Below are 23,689 nucleotides of genomic sequence, written 5' to 3' on the forward strand. Positions count from 1 at the left end.
TCTCCTCAGGCTGCGACGACGGGGATCGCGGTGCGGATGCGCGCCGCGGCGACCGGTGCGGGGACGGGCGGTGGTGCGTGGCGGCGAGGCTCGGTCGGCCATCGGTACGCCGCGTACGCGGGGTCGCCGTCGCCGCCCGCCGAGCGCCAGGCCCAGACGGCCAGCCGTGGCGTGATCGGGTACAGCAGCAGCGCCAGCGCCTTCAGCCAGCCCTGCCCGCCGGGATCTCCCGCCGGGGGACGCGCCGCAAGCCATTCCAGGACGTTCGCCACCTGCTCGGCCGGGTCGTACACGGCGAAGCGGTGCCCTTCGCAGACGCGGGCGAAGACCTCCTCGAACCGGGCCGTGACCTCCGCCGTGGCCCCTGCGGCGGGCGTGCCCTGGATCTCCTCGGCGACCTGCGTCATCGCCCGGCACACGCGGGCGAGGAGCACGTCGTTGTGAACGCGGACGACGTCGTCCGCGCGCAGGTCGACCTCGGCGCGCGTCGGGCTCGTCGCGGCCAGCGCGAACCGGACGCCGTCGCTCTCCATCCCGCACCGGCCGACCAGGTCCCGGGCCCGGACCAGGTGGCGCGCACTGGTGGAGATCTTGCTCCCCTCCAGGAGCAGGAACCGGTTCACCACGAACGCGTCGAACCCCTTCCAGCCCTCCGTCTCCTCGCCGACGGCCTGGATGTTCACCAGGTGCGAGACGGTGTTGTCGATGCCGAAGAGGTTCACGGCGGTCACGGGCGAGCCCGCGTCGAACGGGTGGACGGGGTCGCCCGACAGGTCCCGGTAGAGGTCGCCCAGAAGCCGGCAGTATCCGTAGAGCAGCCCATGCCCGAAGTAGCGGCGGCGGGAGCCGGGCTCCAGCGGGACTCCCCACTCCGACGGCTCGCTCAGGCGGACGCGGGTGCGTCCGGCGCGGAACTGGCGGGCGACCACCGCGCGCAGGTCGCCGGGCACCCCGAGCCGCGCCAGGGACGCCAGCAGGGCGCCCGGGTCGGCGATGTCGAAGAAGTAGTCGGGCTCGGCCAGGAAGACCAGGTCCCGCCCGGGAAAGCGCGGCCGGGGCTCGCGTACCTCCGACGGCTCGAAATGTGCCCCGCAGTCCTCGCAGAAGTAGCCCGCGACCCCGGCCCCGCAGTCAGGGCACGCACCGCACAGCCAGGCCCCCGAAGCGGCGGGGCCGCCATCGCCCCGGAACGGAAACGGGACCGTGTCCGACCGCAGCCGCCCGCTCGCGTCCGCCCGCGCCAGCACCTCGTCGAACGACGCGGAGTACCGGTCCCGCCAGTGCGGCGAGAGCGGGTCGATGAAGGCGTCGAACACGATGTCGCAGGCGGCGAAGTCGGTCCGTATCCGCTCGAAGTGGTCGGCGGCGACCTCGCCCGGGTCCCGGCCGTCCTGCGCGGCGCGCAACGCGATGAAGGAGTCGACCGGATCGGTGCCGCCGACGACGGTGACCGACGCGCCGCGCGAGAGGTAGTGGCGGCGGAGCATGTCCTGCCGCAGGTAGGGCCCGCCCAGATGGCCTATGTGCAGGTCGCCGTTGGGTGCGGGCTTGGCTGGGATCAGCAGGAAACGATCGTGCCGGTCGAGGGCGCTCATCTCTGTCCCCGTCCTAGGAGAAACGTACGAGAGGGGTGTCGGGGTACGGGGCGTAGACCTGCCGGCCCATCACCCGGTTGGCGATCATGGCGGCGCGCCAGGCGGCGAGGCTGAGGTTGGGGTCGGCGAGGCCGATGCTCATGCGGCTGCCGTTCTGCACGAAGATGCTGTTGGTCTCCTGGTGCGGCCACTGGACCTCGAAGTGCTGCCCCACCGGCGGGAACGGCTCCTTGCCGTTCACCGCCTCCTCCCCCAGCACCGAGCGGAGCTGGTCCCAGGAGGAGGGTTCGAAGCCGGTGGCGAGGACGACCGCGTCCACCCGCTCGGTGCGCGGCCGTTCGTCCAACCAGGAACGGACGGTCAGCTCGTACCCGCCGCCGGCGGCCGGCTCCACCCCCACGAGCTCCTGCCCGGCCCGGAACTCGTAGTCGTAGCGCTCGCTGGAGAAGAAGCTGCGCTCGTAGGCCAGCCGGTAGATGGCGTCGACCAGCCGCTGGCTGATGCCGTCCGAGCTCATCGCCAGCCTGTCCAGCAGCTCCCGCCGCTTGTCCTCGGCCGCCGCGCGGAACTCGCGGGTGAAGCTCGGCACGTACAGATCGTTGATGAAGGAGTTGTCCTCCAGCTGCGAGAAGGCGAGCCTCCGGCCGTACCAGGCGAGCCGTTCGTGCGGGAGGTTCTCCATGATGTCCAGGACCACCTCGGCGCCGGTCTGGCCGCCGCCCACCACCACGATCCGCGATCCGCGCAGGGCCTCGCGCCGCTGCCGGTACTCGCTGGCGTGGAACACCCGGTCGCCGAGGTGGGGGCGGGCGCAGTCGGGGACCGTCGGCCGCGGCCCGGTGGCGACCGCCAGGTGGCGGGAGCTGTGCTCCACGCCGTTGACGCGGACCCGGAACAACTCCCCGTCGAACTCGACGTGCTGCACGGCCGACCTGAACCGTGTGGTCGGCAGCGCGTCGGCGACCCACCGGAAGTAGTGCTGGAACTGGCTGCGGCTGACCGCGCCGCCCCGCCTGTTGAGGAACTGGTAGAGCACCCCGCGCTGGCTGAGGTAGTTGAGGAAGGTGAACCGGCTGGTCGGGTCGACCGGGGTGACCAGATCCTTCAGGTAGTGCACCTGGAGTTCGGACGATTCGAGGAGCAGCCCGCCGTGCCAGGTCATCTCGCTCTGGCGGTCGAAGAAGACGGCGTCACGGTAGCCGTTGTCCTCCAGCAGGGCGGCCAGGGAGAGGTTGAAGACGCCGATGCCGATCCCGATGAGCCCGTAGGGCCCGGTCACGTCGCTCATACGGCGTGCTCCAGGGCGGCGGCGGCGTTCCGCCGGACGCCGGCGGTGAAGGCCGCGGCGAAGGCGGCGGCGCCCGCGTGGTCGACGACCGCCGTCGCGTACGCCATCCGGACGAGGACGCCGCGGTCGGTCTCGTGCACGTAGACGTTGAAGTCGAACTTCGGCCGGTAGGGCAGGTCGAGCACCCGTTCGCGGAAGTCGTCCGCGACCGGTTCGCGGCGTCCGGGGATGATGACGTTGTTGACGTGGAAGCCGGTCACCGGGAAGACGGGATCGGACGGGGAGGCGCCCAGGCGCTCGGCCAGGTGCTGGTACTGGTAGGCGCGGGCGTCCACCGCCCGGAAGAACTCCTGGTTGACGCGCCTGACGAGGTCGGGAAAGTGCCCCGGCCGCCGTACGTCGCAGCGCAGGCAGAACAGGTCCACGAAGTACCCGATGAGCTCGGCGAGCTCCTCGTTCTCGCGGCCGTGGTAGAGCACGCCCACCGAGACGTCGTCGCGCCCGTACAGCTCCGCCGCCCGTTCGAAGAAGTTGGCGAGCAGGAAGCCGAACAGGCTCGATTCGCAGCGGGCGGCCGCGTCCCGGGCGCGGTCGCTCAGCTCCTCGCCGAGCAGGAACACGCGCATGGCCCCGGCACGTTCGCCGCCGGCCGCCGGGAGGTGGAAGCCGCGGTGATCCGTGGGGTATCGCTCCTCCCAGAAGTCCCGTGCGCGAGCGAACTCCTCCCCGCTCGCCAGGTCGTGCTGCCATCGGCAGAAGTCCTGGTACTGGAGGGACGGCGCCGGCATGGGCGGCGCCGGCGGTGCGCCGCGCCGAGCGACGTCGCGCGCCGCGTCGTAAGCCCTGCCTCGCGCCGCGTCGCGCGCCCTGTCGTATGCGGTCCGCAGCTCCCGCGCGAGGACGCCTTGGGAGTAGGCGTCCAGGATTCCGCTGAACACGCCGACCGCCGCCAGGGCTCCACCGTCCGTCCGCCGTTCGAACATGACTCTGAGCAGGGGCGGAGCCGCGAGATCGAAGACGTGGCTCCGCATCAGCGCGTCCAGCTCCGCCCTGCGCTCCGCCGGGCCGCCGGCGCCGAGCCGCACTTCGGTCACCTCGGGCGTGGCCGCGGGCAGGACGCGCTGCCACAGGTCGCCCGAGCGGCCGGTGAAGAATCCCGTGCGCAGGAGTTCGTGCCGCGCGACGACGTCCGTCAGGGCGGACAGGAACGCCTCGGCGTCGTCCCACTCGTCCGTCAGCACCGTGATCCGCCCGGAGGAGGCGGGATCGATGTCGTAGGTGAGGAAGTAGCGGACCTGCTGCGGGGAGGCGGGCAGCTCGGCCAGCGGCGGCCGAGGCTCCAGGACCGGCCTGGGCGGCGCGGCCGCCCTGCGTACGACCTCGGCCAGAGCGGCCGGGCACGGGTGGTCGAGGACGTCGGCGAAGCTCGGCGCCGTGCCGAACCGCCTGCCGACGCGGGAGACGACGCGGGCGACCGAGAGCGACGTGCCGCCCAGCTCGAAGAAGTTGTCTCGCGGCCCCACCTCCGCCAGGTCCAGCACGTCGGCGAAGATCTCCCGCATGGCGTCGACCGCCGACGCCTCGCGGGCCCACGCCTGTTCGGCGCGGCGCGCCTCCTCCGGACTCGCGGGCAGCTCGTCGGGAGCCAGGTCCAGGCACCGGTCCAGACGGTCCAGCAGAAAGCGGTAGACGCTCGCAACCTCGGCCGCGGCCGCGGCGTGCTCGGCCGCCGGATCGTGGTCGATGACCAGCCCCACCTCGTCGACGTGGCAGAACGCGAGGTCTCCGCAGGGCAGCCGGGTCTCGGCGGGCAGCAGCGTGCCGGCGTCCGCACCGAAGCCCGGTCCGGGCACCGGTCCGCGCCGCTCGGTGAAACGCACCCGGGGAACCAGTCCCGAGGGAACGTCGCCGGGCAGGTCCTGATGCTCGTGAGCGTCCAGGACCAGATCGCGGACGGCCGCGAGGAACCCGCGCACGGTCGCCGCGGCGGGCACCGGCAGCAGCGCCGTCGTGGCCACCGGTCCCAGCACCCCGGCGAACGGGCCCGCGGCCCGGTTGGGCTGCTCCACGGCGACGCGGGGCGCGTGCCGTCCTCGCCGTCGCAGCGCCAGGAGGAAGGCGCCCAGGCGCAGGATCGAGACGGTGGAGTCCAGTTCGGCGGCTATCGGGGAGACGTCGGCGGTCGGCCCTGGCGCGGTGTGCCGTTCCGCCTGATGGACCGGGGTCCGGAACACCGCGGGGTCGGCCGCCGCGAGGTCGGCCGCGGGGGGGGGGCGGGGGGGCGGGGGGGGGCGGGGGGGGCGGGAAGGGGGCGGGGCCCCCCCCCCGGGGGGGCCCGCGCCGCCGCCGGGCGCCGGGCCCCCGCGGCCCCCGGGCCGCGGTGGCCGGGTGAGCGAGGTAGCGGGCCTGCGCCTCCACGAACTCGGTGTACGCGATCGGCTCGGCGGATTCGGCCACGCCGTTGTAGAGCCGGGCGAGCTCGTCCAGGGCGAGCGAGAGCGTCCGCTCGTCGGCCAGCAGCGGGTGCGCCGCCAGCTCGATCCGGGTGCCGTCGCCCTCCGCGTGGACGTGCAGGGAGAAGGCCGGTCCGGTGCGCAGGTCGACCGTGCCGGCGCGTCGGGCGGAGATGTCCGAGGCCGGAAGCCGTTCGGGGTCCGCGGCCGACAACCGGTGGCCCCGCCCGTCGCCGTCCGCCACGACGACGGCCCGCAGAACGTCGTGCCGCAGGAGGAGCTCCCCGAACGCCGCGCGCAGCTTCTCCGTCTCCACGCCGCCCGCGCAGTGAACGCCCTGTGCCAGCACGGCGCGGGCCGCACCCGGATCCGGCTCGGCCGCCAGCGCGGCCCGCTGGGCCGGCGAGAGCGGGCCGAGGGGCGGGCGCACGGGCTCACCGAGCCGCTCGATCCGGCTCCGCACGCGGGAGAGCATTGCGAGCACGGCCGGCTTGCGGGTTCGCAGCAAGTCCAGGATCTCCCGCGGCAGCGCCGCCACCGGGCCGTCGAGCCGCAGGTTCCCGTCCTGGACGCGCACGCTCACCGAGCGCTCCTGGAGCGCGGTCAGGAGATCGTGGACGAGACGATCGTCATCCGACATGAAGCCTCTTCCCCCGTTCGATCGCATCCGCCTTGGTCACGGTGATGGTCAGGCGTCCCAGCAGGTCGGCGAGCGCCGCGTCGATGTCCTCGTCCGGCCCGCACTGGGCGACGAGGTAGCCGATCTCGTACGCCTTGAACCGGACGTGCGGGGGCACCATCTCCTGCCCCGGGCCGTACAGCTGCATGACGTCCCGGCACCGCGGATCGCGGCGCACGTCCTGGACGCCCTCGACGCGGTCGAGCACCCCGAAGCCGGGCGGCATCAGCACACGGGAGGCGGCGAAGCCCTGGAAGCGCCCGGTGTAGTCGTCGTGCTCCAGCGGGCAGCGGCCCTGCACCAGGTCGAGCAGCGCCCGGTACGGGCTCAGACCGGGCTGGGCCAGCGGGATCAGATGAGAGTTGATCAGTTCTCCGCCCAGGCGCCCGCCGACCTCGAGGATCCGCACGCCGTCGCCGGTCGCCATGACGTCGGCGTGGAAGCCGCAGTGGTCGATGCCCAGGGCGGTGACGGCCCGGCGGACGACGTCGAGCGCCTCCTCCCGGACCGGCTCGGGGAGACGGGAGGGCACGATGTTCTGGTACTGCAGGGGCAGCGAGCGGTCGAAGAGCTTGTCGGCGACGGCCAGTGTGATCACGCGACCGCCGGTGACGACGCCGTTGACCGAGTGCTCGGTGCCTTGGAGCTCCTCCTCCACCAGGACCGCGTCCGCGTAGTAGTGGAACATCTCCCCCGTCTGGGCGCCGTTGTGGGACCGGAACTCCCGGTAGACCGTGGCCGCCTCGGCCGGGTCGGCGATGCGCCGGATCCCCCGGCTTCCGGAGTTGCCGGCGGGTTTGAGCAGGCAGGGAGTGCCCACCTCGGCCACCGCCGCGGCCAGCTCCTCCTCCCCCCGGACAACCGCGTAACGGGGGTTCGCACCCTCGACGCCGTCCAGGACGAGGCGGGTGCGCACCTTGTTGCGGACGTTCACCGCGGCCGCCGGGCTCGTGGCGGGGAGCCCGAGCCGCGCGCCGAGCCGGGAGACCAGCTCGACCTCGCGGTCCTTCCAGGCCACGACGCCGTCCACGGTGACGCCATGGCGGTCCAGATAGTCGATGATCACCTCCTCCGCCTTGTCGTAGTCGCCCACCGGCGCCTCGATCAGGTGCGTGAGCGGATGGCCGCGGTAGGCGCCGGGGGTGGGGGTGGCGACGGCGAGGCGGTATCCCTGGTCGAGCGCGGCGCGGAGTTGTGCCTCCCGTTCGTTCGGCAGCTCGCGGGTGTCGAGGTAGAGCAGACAACGATCGGCGGGGGAATCGTTCCAGGCGAACATGGATGTGCCTCTCAGCGGATTGGTCGGCTTCGGGACGGCGGGCGCCCACCCGGGCGGGTCAGATCAGGAGCGTGTCGCTCCCCGGACCGGCGTCATCGAGCCGCCGCTGCACCATGGCGGCCAGGGCGCGTGGAGTGGGGTGGTCCAGGACGTCCCTGAGCGAGAGCGGGACGCCGTGGGCGCGGAGCACCTCGGCGGCCAGGGCTTCGGCCACCGCGGCGTCACCGCCGACCGCCGCGAAGCGGGTGGTGGCGCCCACCCCGCCGGCTCCGGAGAGCGCGGCGAACCGTTCGACCAGCCAGGACTCCAGCGGTCCGGCCGGCGCCACCCGGCCGTCCGGTGCCGCCCGGCCTCGCGGCCGCGCCTCGGGCAGCGGCCGCACCGCGAGCGCCGCCCGGTCGGCCTTGCCCGAGGGGTTGCGGGGCAGCCGGTCGAGCGGGACGAAGACCGACGGGACCATGTGCGCGGGCAGGCGGTGCGCGGCCCACGCCTCCAGGTCGGCGATGTCCGGCGCGGCGGCGGTTCCGGTGAGGAACGCGACCAGCCGTGCTCGCGGAGTGCCCGCGTCCCGCGGCACCACGCAGATCTCGGCGACGTGCGGATGCTCGGCGAGCACCCGTTCGACCTCGCCCGGCTCGACGCGGAAACCGCGGATCTTGCACTGGTCGTCCAGGCGCCCCAGGTGGATCAGCGAGCCGTCCGGTCCGGTGCGCACCCGGTCGCCGGTGCGGTACATCAGGCCACCGCCGAAGGGGTCGGGCACGAACCGTTCCGCGGTGAGCTCGGGCCGGCCGAGATACCCGGCGGCAAGCTTGCGCCCCGCCAGGTAAAGCTCGCCGGGAAAGCCGTCCGGGACGGGACGGCCCGCGCCGTCGAGCACGTAGGCGGTCGTGCCCGGCACGGGCGTGCCGATCGGCACCGGCCCCGTCCCCTCCCAGGGCACCTGCGCGGCGGTGGAGTAGGTGGTGTCCTCGGTGGGGCCGTAGAGGTTGAACAGCCGGACGGCGGGCGCGACCGCCGCGGTCCTCTCCACGAGCGTGCGGCGCAGCGGCTCGCCGGCCAGGTTGAGCACCCGCACGGACGGCGCCGGAACGAAGTGCTCGAGCAGTTCCTCCCACACCGAGGGCACGGTGTTGATCAGGGTGACCCCCGCGCCGCCGGCCGCGAGCTCCAGCACGTTCTCCGCGAGGCGCAGACCGCCGCCCAGCGACCAGGTCACGAAGATCTCGAAGACGGAGAGGTCGAAGCAGACGGACGTCCCGGCGAAGACGTGCCGCAGGTCGTGGTCGGTGTAGGTCCCCTCGGCCCAGTGCCGCAGCCAGTGCGCGCCCTCGTGCCGGACCACCACGCCCTTGGGACGGCCGGTCGACCCCGAGGTGTAGATCACATAGGCCGGGTCGTCGGGTTCCGGCACGGCCCGCCGCCATCCCGGGTCCCGCGGCTCCCCCGCCAGGAGCGCGACCGGGATGACGGGCGCGCCGGCCTCCAGGTCCGGTGGCAGGGAGGGCAGGTCGGTGAGGATCACGTCGGGCGCCGAGTCCTTCAGCGTGTACGCCAGCCGGGCGGCGGGGTACGCCGGGTCGAGCGGCACGTAGGCGGCTCCCGACAGGAGGACGCCGAGGAGGACGATCGGGAGGGTCTCGGTGCGCCGCATCAGCACCGCCACCCGGCTTCCGCGCCCCACCCCGCGCGACGCCAGCGCGGCTCCATAGGTCCCGGCGCGGCTCCACACGGTGGCGTAGTCGAGACCGTTCCCGTTGTGGACGGCCGTCGTGTCCGGCCGGTGCGCCGCCTGGCGGGCGATGTGCTCGGTGATGGGCACGAAGGCTTCGGCGACCGGCCCCGTCTCCGGGCGGGATTCGACTCGGCGGAGGACCAGGTCGCCGACCGGGATGCCGGCCTGGGCCAGGAGGTGGTCGACCGTCCGTTCCAGCGCGGCGGCGAGCGCGGCCATCTGGGCCTCGTCGTACCTGTCCCGGCCGTACTCCACGACGAGTGCGTCCTCGCCGCCGGCGGCGGAGACGGCGATCGACAGCGGATACTTCGCCGCGCCGGGCATCACGGGACGGGATTTCCAGGCGTTCGCGCCGGCACCGCCGTGCCGCCGGTGCGTCGCCACGACGAGCAGCACCTGGCTGAGGGGCGGCCGGCCACGCTCGGGAGCGACGCCGAGCCGGGCCGCCAGCTCGTCCAGCGGGCACGACTGGTGCGCGAGATCCCCGGTCAGCCGGTCGAACGCCGCGCGGAGCAGATCGCCGAACGGCGTCCGCTCGTTCACCGTCACCCGCACCGGCAGGGTGTTGGCCAGGAACCCGACGACCGAGCGGAACTCCCCGCGCTGCCGGTTGGCGACGGGCGTCGCGATGACCTGGTCGTTCTCCCCGCTCAGCCGGGCCAGGACCACCGCGACGGCGCACAGCCAGAAGGCGAACTCGCTCACCCCTTCGTTCCGGGCGAACTCCGCCGCCCGCGCGACCTGCCTTCGGGAGAGCCGGACCCGCACGACTCCCACTCCGCTTCCGTCGCCTTCGCCGGGCAGCGCACCTTCCAGCGGCGCACCGGCGAGGCGTTCGGCGAAGTGATCGAGAGCCGCCGCGACCTCGCGTGCGTGGCCGGGGGTGCGCTGCCGGTGGACGACATCGGCGAAGACGTGCGCCGGCGCCGGGAGGGCGCGGCCGGCGCAGAGCGCGCCGAGTTCGTCGAGGAACGGCCCGAACGAGTGCCCGTCGAAGGCGATGTGGTGGATCGTCAGCATGAGCCGTCGCGCATCGCCCGCGCCATGGAGCAGCACGGCCCGCAACGGGATCTCACGGTCGAGGGCGAAGACGTGCCCGGCCTCGCGGGCGACGGCGCGCGCCGTGTCCGGCTCCGTGATCCGCCGGAGCGACCAGTCGCCGGGGTCGAGGGCCCGCGCCATCGGCTCGTCGCCGGTCTCCTGGACGACCGATCGCAACACCGGGTGCCTGCGGAGGACCTCCCGCAGCGCGTCCTCCAGCCGGTCGGCGTCCAGGTCCCCGGGCAGTTCGAAGAGCTGCGGGATGTTGTACGCGGACGAGGGATCGACCTGGTGCAGGAACCACAGCCGGTGCTGCTCGCGGCTGAGCGGCACCAAAGGAGGGAGGCCGCCCTCCGGCTCCGCGGGGACGGCCTCCTGACGGGGCGATTCCGCCGGCGCGGCAGGCCCCGCCTCGGCCAGCGCCGCCGCGAGGTGGGAGAGCACCGGCCGCCCCAGGACGGTCGCCGCCGGCAGGTACGCCCCCGTCCGTTCCTCGACCATGGCCTGGACGGACATCGACATCAGCGAGTTGCCGCCGAGCCGGAAGAAGTGGGCGTCCGGGGTGGTGACCGGGGTGCCGAGCAGCGCGGACCACACCTCGGCGAGGGTCCGTTCGTGCGGTGTGAGCGCCCGCGCCGGCCCCGGCTCCTGCGGCCCGGCCACCAGACGCGCCAGCCGCCTGCGGTCCACCTTGCCGTTGGCCGTCAGCGGCAGGCGTTCCAGCGGGACGAGCCGGTCGGGCATCTGGAACGAGGGGATCCGCGCCCGCAGCCAGTCGGCCAGGCCCGCCTCCGGTGCCGCGTCCCCGGTGACCGCGGCGACGAGCGCCTGTCCCTGCGCACCCGCGACGACCAGCACCGCGGCGTCGTCGACGCGGGGATGTCCGCGCAGGACGTGCTCCAGGCCTGACAGGTCGAGCCTGCGGCCGTTGACCTTCACCTGGCCGTCGTGCCGTCCCAGGTAGTGCAGGCAGCCGTCGGGATCGGCGTAGCCCAGGTCACCGGTGCGGTAGGCGCGGATCCACTCGCCGTCCTCGAACACGTTGGTGAACCGGGCGTCGGTCCCGTCGCCGTGGTAACCCTGCGCCACCCCGGCTCCCGTGGCCACCAGCTCACCGACGAACCCCGGCGGGAGGGCGCGGCGGCGGTCGTCCCACACCTGCACGCCACCGCCGCGGATGGGGCGGCCGATCGGCACCGGCCGGTCCGCCGGCCAGTCCCGGGGAACGCGGTAGCAGGTGGTGAAGGTGGTGTTCTCCGTCGGGCCGTAGCCGTTGACGATCCTCAGGCCCGGGTGGTGCCGGTGGACCTTCGCGACGTGCCGGGGCGACACGACGTCCCCGCCCACCAGCAGGGTCTCCAGCCCCGCGAAGCACTCCACGTCCAGGTCGGCGAGGGTGTTGAAGAGCGCCGAGGTCAACCACGCGGTGGTGACGCCCTGCCCGCTCACGGCCGTGCGCAGCCGGGCGGGCGTGAGCGGCCCCTCGCCCGCGGGAGAGACGGAGGTTCCGCCGTTGAGCAGCGGGCCCCACAGCTCCAAGGTGTAGGCGTCGAAGTCGGCGGGGGCGGCCTGGAGCATCACCAGGTCCTCGTCCAGCGCGGCGAACTCCTGGCCCGTCACCAGCCGCACCACCCCCAGGTCGGTGCACACGATCGCCTTGGGTTCGCCGGTCGTGCCGGAGGTGAAGTTCACGTAGGCCGCGCTGTCCACGGTCCGCTCGACCGGGGAGGGACGGCGTCCCGGCGGCTGCCCGACGGGGACGGCCGCCACGCCCGGCACCAGGGCCGAGCCGTCCTCCGTCACCGCCGCCTTGATGTCCAGCCGTGCGCACAGGCCGCTCAGCCGGTCGCCGGGCCAGTGCGCGCTGAGCGGCACATACGCGGCACCGGCCTTGATGATGCCCACGACCGCGACGGCGCGGTCGAGGCCGTCCCGCACGCTGAGCCCGACGAACTCCCCGTCCCGTACGCCCAGGTCCTGCAACGCCGCCGCCAGGGCGTTCGACCGCTCGTCCAGCTCGGCATAGGTCAGGCTGCGGGCGTCCTGCCGCAACGCCGTCCGGTGCCCGTGCTCCGCGGCGGTGCGCTCCCAGCGGGTCCGGAGGTCGTCGCAGGCGGGCTCATCGGCTCCCTCGGAAAGAGCCTGCCCCCGCACGGATCCGTTCTCCTGGACCGACGTCGAAGGCACGGAGCCGACCGGTGTCCCGGTGGAGGCCGTCAGCCGTTCCAGCAGGTGCTGGAAGACGCGGGACAGGGACTCCACCGCGTAGGGGGCGATCACCTCGGGATCGAACTCCCATTTGAAGGAGAGGTCCTCACCGCGCGGGATGAAGAGCAGGGAGAGCGGGAACTTCACCTGCGCGGGAGCCTGAGGCACCGGCTCGACGCGGATGTCGCCCAGGTCGCTGCCGCCGACGCCGTCCTGCCAGGCGAAGACGAAGTGCTGCAAGGGGTTGTGCGTCCGTCCGCCGTCATGATCGAGACCGCGCAGCAGGCGGTCCATGTCGATGTCGGGCCGCGCCATCGCCCAGCGGGTCTCGTCGAACACCGCGGTGGCCAGCTCGGCGAACGACCGCTCCCCCTCGACCCGCAGCGCCAGCGGCAACATGCTGACGAAGTAGCCCACCGCCTGCTGGAGTTCGGTACGCCGCCGGTTGGCGTAAGGGGTGCTCACCACCACGTCGGGCCGCCCCGTGAAGCGGCTGAGCGCGATCACGTACGTCGTGAGCAGGACGGTGAAACGGGTGACCCCGCCGGCTCGCGCGACGTCCCGTACCGCAGCGGCGGTTCGGGCGGACAGGTTTCCGGCCAGGAACGCCCCTTCTCCGGTGGCGCCGCCGCCGTGCAGCCGCACGGGCACGGACGGCGGCTCCACGTCGGCGAGCCGCGCCGACCAGGCGTCGGTGTCGGCGTCGCTCTCCCAGTCGACCGGGTGGCGGACGGTGAACTCGGCCGGCTCCTCCCCCAGGTAGTGCGCGCGCACGGCGTCCCAGACCAGCCCCATCGACCAGCCGTCGGCGAGCAGGTGCGGCATGTTGAACTCCAGGACGTGGTGCTCGTCGCCGACCTGGTGCAGCCGGGCGACGAAGACCTGCCCGCCGGCCAGGTCGAACTCCCGGGCCGCCTCGCGCCGGAAGCTCGCCGCCAGCTCCGCCTCGGCCGTCCTCCCCCGCTCGACCTTCCAGCGCGGGTCCGGAGCCGGCACCTGGACGACTCCGTCGCCGCCGTCCACGAAACGTGTGTGGAGCGCCGGATTGGCCCGGTAGACACGTTCCACCGCCTCGGCCAGCAGGTCGGCGTCGAGCGGGCCGCGCAGATCCCAGGCGACGTGGACGTTGTAGGCGGTGCTGCCGCCGCCGGGCAGCTGCCCGATGTTCCACAACAGGCGCTGGGCGCGGGAGAGCGGCACTCCCATGGCGGTCTTGGACGACTCTCGCATGTCACCTCCGGCGCCGGTCATCCGACCTCCCGGCGCGTCATCTCGTCGTGTTCGTCGGGTGGTGGGGGAACCGCGACCGGCCGTCGCCGGTCGCCTCACGTTCCCCATTCGTCGCCCGCCTCGCCCCGGATTGCACAGCTTCCAAGATCTTTTCTGTCGCCCCGCACGGGGCGCCGGCGGCACGTTCCGGCAGGCGTCGCGAAGGGCGTGGCGGCGGGGCCGCGGGCGTCGCCTTCTTCGCCGGCGTTCTGTACGACGAAAGTCGTATCGGCGCGACAGTGAGGATCAGACCGCGGTCCGTTCCGGCCGGCGGAACACGTCCGTAGCGTTGCCCTGGTGATCGAAATCAACGGTTTGACCAAGCGCTACGGCCCCAAGACCGCCGTGCGAGAGCTGTCCTTCACCGTGCGGCCCGGCCAGGTCACCGGCTTCCTCGGCCCGAACGGCGCGGGCAAGTCCACCACGATGCGCATGATCGTCGGCTTGGACCGTCCCACCGGCGGCACCGCCACGGTGGACGGCCGCGACTACGCCGCCTACGGTGCGCCGTTGCGGAAGGTCGGAGTGCTGCTGGAGGCCAGGTCGGTCCATCGGGGCCGGACGGCCCGCAACCATCTGCTCGCACTGGCGCGGACGCACGGGATCCCCGCCGGCCGCGTGGACGAGACGCTGGGCATGGTGGGCCTGGGCGAGGCGTCCCGGCGCCGCGCCGGGTCGTTCTCGCTCGGCATGGGCCAGCGGCTCGGCATCGCCGCGGCGCTCATCGGGGATCCGGACGTGATCATTCTCGACGAACCGGTCAACGGCCTGGATCCCGACGGTGTGTTGTGGATCCGCACCCTGCTCAAGGACCTGGCCGGGCAGGGCCGCACCGTCCTGGTGTCGAGCCATCTGATGAGCGAGATGGCCGTCACCGCCGAGCACCTGGTCATCATCGGCCGCGGCCGCCTGCTCGCCGATACCACCGTCGAGGAGTTCATCGCCCGCGTCGACACCGGCACCGTCATCGTGCGTTCCCCACGGGCCGGCGACCTGCACGACCTGCTGATCGGCCGCGGCGCGACGGTCGCCAGTGCCGAACGCGGTGTGCTGCAGGTCCACGGCCTGCCGGCCGAACGGATCAGCGCGCTGGCCGCCGCAGGCGGTATCGCGCTGCACGAACTGACACCGAAGCGGGCCTCGCTCGAGGAGGCGTACATGGAGCTCACCCGTGACGCGCTGGAGTACCGGCCCGCCGAGAGGAGCGCCGCATGACCACCCTCGACGCGCCCGGCGCGGCGCACCGGGTCACCCTGCCCCGGGTGTTCCGATCGGAACTGACGAAGTTGTGGTCGTTGCGCTCCACCTGGTTCGTCCTGGCCGGTGTGAGCCTCGCCCTGATCGGCCTGGCCGCGACCTTCGCCGCCGTCTACGCCTCCGACGTCGAAGGCGGCGAGGTCGAGCCCTCGACCGCCGCCGCCATCGACACCGCCTTCGACGCCCTGCACCTGGGCTCGCTGATCATCGTGGTGCTCGGCATGATGCAGATGACCGGCGAGTACGCGTCCGGGTCGATCACGTCGAGCCTGACCGCGGTGCCGCGGAGGTTGCCGCTGCTGTGGGCCAAGGCACTGGCGATGACCGTGGTCATCGCCCCGGTGATGCTGGTGGTCTGCCTGGTGTCGTTCCTGGTGAGCCAGGCGGTCGCCGGCGAGCACGGTGCCGGCCTGGGCGACGAGGGCGCGCTGCGCGCCGTCCTCACCGGCCCGCTGACCGTGGTGGCGCTGGCCCTGGTCGGCCTCGGGCTGGCCACCGTCATCCGGCACACCGCCGGCGCGCTGACCACTTACGTCGGCGTCATGCTGGTGGCTCCGGCACTGCTGGCGCTGGCGGTGCCCGAGCCGGTACGCGACGCGGTGCTCCCCCTGCACCCCGGCCTGGCCGCCGAGGCGGTCTACACGCTGGACACCGGCTCGGCGCAGACGGACCTCCTCGCCCCCGGTGCGGCGGGCGCCGCGCTGGCGGTCTACATCGTGCTCACCCTCGCCGCGGGCGCGGTGGTCCTGCGTGCACGGGACGTGTGACACTCGCAAGACGATGATCCCGATCCCTGCCCTCGTCGCGCGACGGCCGCAGATCGCCGACGCCGGCCTGGCCGCCGGGCTCGCCGTGACCAGCCTCGCGGTCGCGGGCGGCCGGACCGGCGTGCTCGGCTGGCTGTGCGTCGTCGCCGTCCACATCCCGCTGGTGTGGCGGCGCCGAGCGCCGCTGACGGTCTTCTGGGCGGTGGCCGTACTGGCCGGGGTCTCCTTCTACCCGCTGGCCGTCGAAGGGCCGTACCTGCTGCTGGCCCCGCTGGCGGCGCTGTACACCCTTGCCCGCCACCGGCCGCGCTGGCAGTCGCTGGTGGTCGCCGGGCTCGCCGAGACCGCGCTGTTGTGGGGCTGGGCGGCGGGAGAGCTGACGTGGGCGAAGATCCTCGGCCTCGCCCCGCTGACCGCCGTCACCGCGCTGGCCGGCACCAACCTGCGCAGCCGGCGCGCCTACCTCGACCAGCGGGCCGAACGTGCGCGGCAGCTCGAACGCGACCGCGAGCAGCGGGCCCGGCTGGCGGTGGCCGCCGAACGCGAGCGCATCGCCCGGGAGATGCACGACATCGTCGCCCACAACCTGGCCGTCATGGTCGCCCTGGCCGACGGCGCGGCGCTCACGGCCACCGACGACGCGGAACGGGCGGCCACGGTGATGCACAACGTGGCGGCCACCGGACGGCAGGCCCTGGACGAGATGCAGCACCTGCTCGACCTGCTGCGGAACGGTACCGCCGATCCGTCCGGCGGCAACGCCCCGCAGCCGGGCCTGGCCGATCTCGACGAACTGGTGGAGCAGGTGCGCGCCGCCGGTCCCGAGGTCACGGTCACCCAGGAGGGCATGCCCGGCCGCTGGAGCCCCGGCGCCGGCCTGGCGGTGTACCGGATCGTGCAGGAGGCGTTCACCAACACGCTGAAGCACGCCGGACCGGCCGCCCGGATCGAGCTGCGCCTGCGCTACCCGCCGCACGGCGTCGAACTGGAGGTCACCGATGACGGGGCGCTGCGGCGGTGGCCGCGCACCGGTCCCGACGGCACCGGCGGCCACGGCCTGGTGGGGATGGCCGAACGGGTCGGCGCCTACGGCGGCAGCGTCGAGGCCGGTCCCCGTACCGGACCGGGCTGGCGGGTCGCCGCGCGGCTGACCTTCGACGACGCCGATCCGGCGCCGCCTCTCTCCGAGGGCTCCGGCGGGAGGGCGGTGCCCGGATGACGACCACCGTGCTGCTGGCCGACGACCAGCCCCTGATACGCATGGGCTTCCGGATGGTGCTGGAATCGCAGCCGGACCTGGTGGTGACCGGCGAGGCCGAGAACGGGCGGCAGGCGGTGTCCATGGCCCGCGCGCTGCAGCCGGACGTGCTGCTCATGGACGTGCGCATGCCCGAGTGCGACGGCATCGAGGCCACCCGGCAGATCGTCGTCGAGGGCATCCCCACCCGGTGCCTGGTGCTCACCACCTTCGACCTGGACGAGTACGTCCACGCGGCGCTGCGTGCCGGCGCCAGCGGGTTCCTGCTGAAGAAGGCGACACCGCAGGAGCTGATGTACGGCGTCCGCGCCGTGGCCGCGGGCGACGCCGTCATCGCACCGAACGTGACCCGCCGGCTGATCGGCGCCTTCGCCGACCACCTCCCCGACCCGGCGGCCGGACGTTCCGCCGCGGACAGGCGGCTGGACCTGCTCACCGAGCGGGAACGCGAGGTGCTCGAGCTCATCGCGCACGGCCTGTCCAACGGCGAGATCGCCGCCCACCTGGTCATCTCCGAGGCCACGGTGAAGACGCACGGCGGACGCATCTTCACCAAGCTGGGCGTCCGGGACCGCGTCCAGGCGGTCATCTTCGCCTACGACAACGGCGTCGTCGGCCGCGACTGACGGCCACCATCACGACCTCGGGGCCGCGTGCTCAGCCGACCTTCCTGTGCGCCTCCTGGAGCGTCCAGCCGGCCTCGTTCTGGGCCGGGAGGGCTCCGCTCATTCCCTGCGAGTTGACGTAGTGGGCGGTGCGGACCAGGGAGGTCGCCCTGTCCAGCAGGTCGTGAACCTGCCCCGGGCAGACGGCGAGGGCCTGCCGGATCCTGTCGAGGGTGGACTGGTTGAGATCCGCCGCCTCCCTCAGCCGGTTCTCCTCGACCCGGACGGTGGCCTCACGGTTCGTCTCGTGGGCATAGGTGATAGCGGCCCGGCAGGCCGGGCCGTTCGAGGTCTCGGCCGATATCGCCGGAGCCGCGGGCAGGATCGCCAGTAGCAGGCTCATGACGGCTCCTCGGGCGCGCGCGGGCCTCAGCATGGCCGGACCGGGTCGGTCTCGCTGCCGATCTTGCCGTCCGGGAGCCAGCCGCCGAGCTCGGTGTGCCAGAGCCACCGGTTCGGGTGGAGCGGGCTTCCGCTCGCGCCGCCGTCGTCGACGCGGCAGGAGAAGAAGCCCTCCATGTACGGCCCGGTCGTCGCGACCTGGACCGAGCTGGGCCTCGGGTATTTGTAGAGAGGCGTGTGGCGGTAGTGCTTGCACCACCACGTCGTGCCCAGCGCGTGCTCGACACAGGTATGAACTCGCCGGGCCTCGGCCGGCGCCGCCGCGGCGAAGACCGGCACGGCCACCGCGGCGGCCATGACCATGATCCCGGCCCGGGCGAACGGACGCGGAGATGAGCGCTGAACGGAGCGCATGCTGACTCCTTCGGAACGAGAGCGTTACGGCGACCCGGTACAGCCCGGTGGACCTCCCGGTGAGCCGCCTCCTCCCCCATGCTCCATCGCCCCCAGTCAGCGCCCAACCACATGGCGTGAACACGCCACTACATGAATCCTCAACCAGCCACCGAGACGACCCGACGCTCAGCCCGACCATGCTCGGCGGGATTCGGGCGGACGGATGGGGTGGGGGGTGGGTTCAACGGGGGCTGGCCGGAGGTAGTCAGCGGTGGGTGGGGCCTGGGCGTGGGCCCTTCGTACGATGCGAAACGGGGTCGATTCGGTCAACTGGCGATCAGGGGGACGATCATGTTCGGTTTGTCGAGGTGCGTTTTAGCGGGCGTTCTGGTCGGGTGACGAACGCGGTGGCGGGCGCGGTCTTCAGCGCCGGCAGCAGATGGCACTCGAAGGAGCTGACGAACACGTCGGCCGCCGCGACCCCGCTCGCGACCCCGCTGAACGTGCCGCCTTGGCCGGGCGGCCGTCGGGGTCGTACTGCCACCACTCGAGGTACCAGGGTGCGTCGGGCAGCAGGCCGGGCAGGGCGATGAAGCCGAGGCCGCGGATGAGCGGGCCGAGGCCGCCGAACAGCAGCGGCCTCAGCTCGGCGAGGTTCGGCGGAGCGCAGCTCGCGTCCCCTGGCCAGGGTCGCGGTGGCGTCGCGCACGGTGGTGAGGGTGTCGAAGACGCGGTCGGCGAAGCTGGTGACGCGCTCGATGATGGTCATGGGTCCAGGCCAGGAGGTCAGTCCTGGAGCCGGAGTCCGACCAGCCTCCCCACCGCCGCGCGATCGCGTCGGCGAGCCTGCGGACCACGACGTCGACGCGGGCGGTGCTGCCCACGGGAGAGAAGATCGCAAGGCGGGAGTCGACCCCCATGTCACCTGCCTTTCGGAAGCAGCGTACGCAACCGAAAACTTCTCAGAAGAATTCGCGGGGAGCTGTCGGATCCGGGGCGCGCCGTTCGAGGCCTGGATGAAGGACCGGAAGGACCGGCCCGCTTCCAGGGAGGACAGACCCATGACCGCGACCCTCACCCCCGCCGCCTGCGACCGCGACCTGGCCACCAAGATCACCCTGTCGCTGCTGGGCTACGGCGTCATCGCCGGCCCCGTCTACGTCACGACCTCGGTCCTTCAGGGCCTGGCCAGGGACGGCTTCAGCTTCACCCACCACCAGTGGAGCCTGCTCGCCAACGGCCCCTGGGGCTGGATCCAGACCGCCAACCTCATCGGCACGGGCCTCATGATCATCCTCTTCGGGACCGGCCTGCACCGCAACGGCGCCCCCGCCGCCAGGCTCGTCGCCGCCATGGGCCTGGGGATGATCGGGGCCGGGATCTTCAAGGCCGACCCCGGCAACGGCTTCCCCGCCGGCACCCCCGAAGGCCCCGGGCAGGTCACCCTGGCCGGCACCCTGCACCTCGCCACCTCAGGGGTCGGCTTCCTCTGCCTGGCCATCGCCTGCTACCTGATGGCCCGCCGCTTCGCCCCCGTCTACAGCCGCGTCACCGCGATCTTCTTCCTGGCCGGCTTCGTCGTCATCGCCACCGGCGGCGGCGCCGTCTGGACCAACCTCGTCTTCACCGCCGCCATCATCGCCATCTTCACCTGGACCACCACCCTCGCCCTCCACGAATACCGCCGCTAAAGCCCTCGCGCTCAGGCGGCGGAAAGGCGGTCTCGCGCATGAGGGGCGGTCCAATCACTTCTTACCGCGAGAGCCGCCGTTGGTGGAGGCCATCGGCCTCTCCCGCCCGTCAGGATCCACCTCGTCCGGGCCGCCGCCCGGCGCCAGCGCCCGGCGCCTCACCTGGTCGACCAGGCGGGCGTGGGACAGCACGGCCTCCCCCTCCAGCACGGAGGGCACGCCGTCGCGGACGCGCGCGACGAAGGCGTCCACCGCGGCGGCGAAGTGGTCCTGGGCGGGCAGGGTCAGCTCCTCGACGTGGTCCTGGCGTTCGATCCGGATGACCGGGCGGTGCGCCGCCGGCGGGGTGAAGGCCCACGGGACCTCGATCCGCCCGGTGCTCCCCCACAGCTCGTACCGCGACCGGTACGACCGTTCCGCACCCCACGTCAGATGGGCGGTCTGCCCGCCCGGGGCGACCAGCAGCGCGGTCCCTGCCACGTCGACGCCGCGGCGCTCGTCGACGTTCATATGGGCGCCGAGCACCTGGAGGCCGGGCCCCAGGTGGAACTGGGCGGCGCGCAGCGGATAGACGCCGGCGTCGGTCAGCACCCCGCCGCCGACGTCGGGCTTGTAGATGTTGTGGCCGTCGGCCGGCGGCGGGAACGCGAACGCGGCCGTGAGGGTGCGAAGTTCACCGATGGCGCCCTGCGCGACCAGGTCGCTGACGCGGGCGTGCTGGGAGTGGCAGAGGAACATGAAGTTCTCCAGCAGCGCCAGCCCGCGCGAGGCGGCCAGGCCGACCAGCGTCTCGGTCTCCTCGGCGGACGCCGTCAGCGGCTTCTCCGCCAGCACGTGGCGGTCCGACAGCAGCGCCCGTTCCACCCACCGCGCGTGCAGTTTCGCCGGCAGCGGCACGTACACCGCGTCGAGGTCGGCGCGGTCCAGCAGCGCCTCGTATCCGGTCACCGGCTCGCCGCCGAAACGTTCGGCGAAACGCCTCGCCCGCTCCGGGTCGCGGCTGGCGAGCGCCGTGACCCGCACGTCCGGGTGGCCCGCCAGTGCCGGGAGCGTGCGCCGCCAGGCGATGTCCGCGCAGCCGATGACGCCGATTCTCAGCGGTCCAGAACTCACCGCAACCGCCTCCGTCGACGAAGTTGAAATCGCGACAAGAATAACTCCCGATACCGCCCGCGCCCCCCTCACGTACCGCCTTCCGGCGCTGCGCACCGCGCGGCCCGCCCCCTGACCTGGCGGGGACCTGCTTGCCCGCGTCGGCGATCGCGTGTAAGTCTGAACGTCCTCGTGAAGGGAGCTCGATGGTGTCGGCCTGGGCGGACGTCGAACGTCCATGAGCACCGACGAGCACGGGCTGACCGTCAGCGCCGGCCACCGCGCGGCCCTCGATCACTACGACGCCGCGATCCACGAACTGCTGCACTTCCGCGCCGAGGTCGACGCCGAGGCGCGCGCGGCGCTCGACGAGGACCCCGGCTTCCCGCTGGGCAACGTCCTGGCCGCCTACCTCGGGCTGCTGACCACCGAGCCCGACGACGCCCGCGCCGCCTCGGCCCGGTTCGGGGAGTTCCGTTCGCGCGTGGACGTCTCCGCCCTCCTCCCGCGCGAGCGCGCCCACATCGCGGCGGTGGAACGGCTCTTCGCGGGTGACTTCCTCGGCTGCGGCCGCCTCCTGGCGCGGATCGGCGAGGAGTACCCGCGCGACGTCCTGGCCCTCTTCGTCGGGCACCAGATCGACTTCTTCACCGGCGACGCCCGCGCGCTGCGCGACCGGATCGGCGGCGCGCTGACGGCCTGGAGCACCGGCGACCGGCACTACGGCCACCTGCTCGGCATGTACGCCTTCGGCCTGGAGGAGTCCGGGCACTACGACCGGTCGGAGGAGGTCGGCCTCCGCGCGGTCAAGCTCAACCCCCGGGACGTCTGGGGCGTCCACGCGGTCGTGCACACGTACGAGATGCAGGGCCGCTTCCGGCACGGGACCGCCTACATGGACGACCGCCTCCCCGACTGGTCGACGGGCACGTTCCTCAACGTCCACGCGTGGTGGCACTACGCCCTCTACGCCCTGGAGTCCGGCGACACGGCCCGCGCGCTGGAGATCTACGACGCCGTCCTCCACAACCCCGGGTCGGCGGGCGCCGCGATGGAGATGCTGGACGCCGCCGCCCTCCTGTGGCGCGTCCTCCTGGATGGCGGCGACCAGACCGCCCGGTGGACGGCCCTGGCCGACGCCTGGGCCCCCAAGGTTCAGGAGCCGTTCTACTCGTTCAACGACATGCACGCCGTGATGGCGTTCGTCGGCGCCGGCCGCCTCGCCGAGGCCGAACGCCTGATCGCCGACCGCGAGGCCTACCTCACCCGCCCGCTCCCCCACGTCACCAACCAGGCGATGACCGCCCGCGTCGGCCTGCCGGTCTGCCGCGCCCTGCTGGCCTTCGGCCGCGCCGACCACGCCACCGCCGTCGACCTCCTGGCGCCGATCAGGCACCACGTCAACGATTTCGGCGGCAGCCACGCGCAGCGCGACGTCGTCCAGAAGACCCTGCTGGAGGCCGCCCTGCGCGCCGGCCGCCTGGACCTGGCCCGCGTCCTGGTCAGCGAACGCATCAACGTCCGCCCCTCCAGCCCCTTCAACTGGCTCAAACACGCCCAGATATCCGAAGCCCTGGGTGACAAGGCCACCGCCACCCGAGCCCGAGCTCAAGCGGCCGACCTCCGGGCCCCCTGACCTGGGCCGCGCGAGAGCCCCCGAGCCGAACGGAGCCCTCGCGCGCCGATGCGGGGCTCGCGAGCGCCGAGAGCACCCCCGTCGCCAGAAGACCGGCCCCGGCAAACCGACACCGGCGCGTGCCAACGTAAATGACAGGGTCTGGGCTTGCGGGTCAGGGCTTGCGGGCTACGGCGCAGGGGATCCAGCTGTGGGAGGGGTCGACTTCGGCGGGGTTCTTGCTGCCCCATTTGTCGACGAAGGACAGGGCGGGCTCGGTGCCGGTCTGGGGCGGGAGGTAGTCGAGGCCGGAGAAGAAGCGGCCGATCTCTTCGCGGGTGCGGAAGTGCACGCCCGACTCCGTCGCCGCGTAGACGTCCTTGAAACGCTGGACCTTTTCCTGGTCCTGGCCGTCCTGGGTGATGTGGGAGAGGGCGAGGTAGCTGCCCGGGGGAACGGCGTTCAGATAGTGATCGACGAGGCCCCACGGGTCGTATTCGTCGCCGACGAAATGCCAGATGGCGACCTGCATGTAACCGATGGGGCGGTCGAAGTCGATCAGTTCGCGGACCCGCGGGTTGTCGAGAATGGTCTCGGGCCGGCGGATGTCGCCGTCCACGTAGATGGCGTTGGTCTCGCCGGTGCGGCGCAGGATCTCCTCCGACATCTCCAGGACGACCGGGTCGTTGTCGACGTACACCACGCGGGTGTCGGGGTCGACGACCTGGACGACCTCGTGGGTGTTCCAGGCGGTGGGAATTCCGGAGCCGATGTCGATGAACTGCCGCACGCCCTCGCGCGCGATCCTGCCCGCCGCACGCTGCAGGAAGACGCGGTTGGCGTGGGCCATGTAATGGGCCTCGGGCACCCGCTCAAGGACTCTGCGGGCGGCCTCCTTGTCGGCCGGGTAATGGTCACGGCCGTTGAGGAGGAAGTCGTAGATCCGTCCAGGGGACGGAGTGTTGGGGTCGACGCTGGAAGTACGCGGGCGAGCCTGCTCCATGTCCGTCCTTGTCGTCTGTCTTTGACCGGCAGGGGAAGATGCCTGACGAGCAGCACCGA

General features: G+C 72.9%; 16 protein-coding genes and 1 pseudogene. 6 read left to right on the forward strand and 11 right to left on the reverse strand.

The window, feature by feature from the left end; all coding sequences use genetic code 11:
* Nucleotides 1–5: 5 nt before the first annotated feature.
* The 6 genes and pseudogenes from ABZ810_RS14530 to ABZ810_RS14555 form a co-directional block, all read right to left on the reverse strand.
* Entirely contained in the window at nt 6–1,595 is a 1,590-nt protein-coding gene (locus ABZ810_RS14530) for a class I tRNA ligase family protein (protein ID WP_358403135.1), read from the reverse strand.
* Between the two features lie 13 nt (nt 1,596–1,608).
* Nucleotides 1,609–2,883 carry a SidA/IucD/PvdA family monooxygenase gene (locus ABZ810_RS14535; RefSeq protein ID WP_358403648.1) on the reverse strand — a complete coding sequence of 425 codons (1,275 nt, stop codon included), beginning with the start codon at nt 2,881–2,883 and terminating at the stop codon, nt 1,609–1,611.
* Nucleotides 2,880–5,117 carry a condensation domain-containing protein gene (locus ABZ810_RS14540; protein WP_358403136.1) on the reverse strand — a complete coding sequence of 746 codons (2,238 nt, stop codon included), beginning with the start codon at nt 5,115–5,117 and terminating at the stop codon, nt 2,880–2,882. The genes ABZ810_RS14535 and ABZ810_RS14540 overlap by 4 nt, the downstream gene beginning before the upstream one ends.
* Nucleotides 5,118–5,862: 745 nt before the next feature.
* Nucleotides 5,863–6,003 (reverse strand): annotated as a pseudogene (locus ABZ810_RS14545) (hypothetical protein); the annotation flags it as partial.
* The gene (locus tag ABZ810_RS14550) at nt 5,966–7,291 is read right to left on the reverse strand and encodes an ATP-grasp domain-containing protein (protein ID WP_358403137.1); all 1,326 of its coding nucleotides are present in this window, start codon (nt 7,289–7,291) and stop codon (nt 5,966–5,968) included. The pseudogene ABZ810_RS14545 and the gene ABZ810_RS14550, both read right to left, overlap by 38 nt.
* Nucleotides 7,292–7,349: 58 nt before the next feature.
* Nucleotides 7,350–13,526: an amino acid adenylation domain-containing protein gene (locus tag ABZ810_RS14555; protein ID WP_358403138.1), complete on the reverse strand. Its 6,177-nt coding sequence runs from the start codon at nt 13,524–13,526 to the stop codon at nt 7,350–7,352.
* A 315-nt stretch (nt 13,527–13,841) separates the two neighbouring features.
* On the opposite strand from ABZ810_RS14555, the gene ABZ810_RS14560 reads away from it, so the two are divergent.
* From ABZ810_RS14560 to ABZ810_RS14575, 4 genes are read left to right on the forward strand one after another with little or no spacing between them, the layout of a single operon-like run.
* The gene (locus ABZ810_RS14560) at nt 13,842–14,759 is read left to right on the forward strand and encodes an ABC transporter ATP-binding protein (RefSeq protein WP_358403139.1); all 918 of its coding nucleotides are present in this window, start codon (nt 13,842–13,844) and stop codon (nt 14,757–14,759) included.
* On the forward strand, nt 14,756–15,568 hold the full coding sequence (locus ABZ810_RS14565) for an ABC transporter permease subunit (protein ID WP_358403140.1): 813 nt from the start codon (nt 14,756–14,758) through the stop codon (nt 15,566–15,568). Before ABZ810_RS14560 ends, ABZ810_RS14565 begins: the two co-directional genes overlap by 4 nt.
* A 13-nt stretch (nt 15,569–15,581) precedes the next feature.
* Nucleotides 15,582–16,787 carry a histidine kinase gene (locus ABZ810_RS14570; RefSeq protein ID WP_358403141.1) on the forward strand — a complete coding sequence of 402 codons (1,206 nt, stop codon included), beginning with the start codon at nt 15,582–15,584 and terminating at the stop codon, nt 16,785–16,787.
* Nucleotides 16,784–17,452 (forward strand): response regulator transcription factor, encoded by a 669-nt coding sequence (locus ABZ810_RS14575; protein WP_358403142.1) that lies wholly within the window; start codon nt 16,784–16,786, stop codon nt 17,450–17,452. Before ABZ810_RS14570 ends, ABZ810_RS14575 begins: the two co-directional genes overlap by 4 nt.
* Nucleotides 17,453–17,483: 31 nt before the next feature.
* Here ABZ810_RS14575 and ABZ810_RS14580 read toward each other — a convergent pair whose 3' ends face one another.
* From ABZ810_RS14580 to ABZ810_RS14590, 3 genes are all read right to left on the reverse strand, one after another.
* Nucleotides 17,484–17,834, reverse strand: a complete 351-nt coding sequence (locus ABZ810_RS14580) for a hypothetical protein (protein WP_358403144.1) — start codon at nt 17,832–17,834, stop codon at nt 17,484–17,486.
* A 26-nt stretch (nt 17,835–17,860) separates the two neighbouring features.
* Nucleotides 17,861–18,247 (reverse strand): hypothetical protein, encoded by a 387-nt coding sequence (locus ABZ810_RS14585; RefSeq protein ID WP_358403145.1) that lies wholly within the window; start codon nt 18,245–18,247, stop codon nt 17,861–17,863.
* Between the two features lie 331 nt (nt 18,248–18,578).
* Entirely contained in the window at nt 18,579–18,998 is a 420-nt protein-coding gene (locus tag ABZ810_RS14590) for a hypothetical protein (protein ID WP_358403147.1), read from the reverse strand.
* 292 nt (nt 18,999–19,290) lie between these two features.
* Here ABZ810_RS14590 and ABZ810_RS14595 point away from each other — a divergent pair, with 292 nt between their 5' ends.
* Nucleotides 19,291–19,920, forward strand: a complete 630-nt coding sequence (locus ABZ810_RS14595) for a DUF998 domain-containing protein (protein WP_358403148.1) — start codon at nt 19,291–19,293, stop codon at nt 19,918–19,920.
* 54 nt (nt 19,921–19,974) lie between these two features.
* On the opposite strand, the gene ABZ810_RS14600 is transcribed toward ABZ810_RS14595, so the two are convergent.
* Nucleotides 19,975–21,033, reverse strand: coding sequence for a Gfo/Idh/MocA family oxidoreductase (locus ABZ810_RS14600; protein WP_358403150.1), 1,059 nt, complete (start codon nt 21,031–21,033; stop codon nt 19,975–19,977).
* A gap of 217 nt (nt 21,034–21,250) precedes the next feature.
* Between ABZ810_RS14600 and ABZ810_RS14605 the strand changes: the two genes are divergently transcribed.
* Nucleotides 21,251–22,648: a tetratricopeptide repeat protein gene (locus tag ABZ810_RS14605; RefSeq protein ID WP_358403152.1), complete on the forward strand. Its 1,398-nt coding sequence runs from the start codon at nt 21,251–21,253 to the stop codon at nt 22,646–22,648.
* Between the two features lie 154 nt (nt 22,649–22,802).
* Here ABZ810_RS14605 and ABZ810_RS14610 read toward each other — a convergent pair whose 3' ends face one another.
* Complete coding sequence (locus tag ABZ810_RS14610) at nt 22,803–23,630, reverse strand: SAM-dependent methyltransferase (protein ID WP_358403154.1); 828 nt, start codon at nt 23,628–23,630, stop codon at nt 22,803–22,805.
* Between the last annotated feature and the right edge of the window lie 59 nt (nt 23,631–23,689).

It is taken from the genome of Spirillospora sp. NPDC047279 (genome assembly GCF_040643285.1).
GTDB lineage: Bacteria > Actinomycetota > Actinomycetes > Streptosporangiales > Streptosporangiaceae > Spirillospora.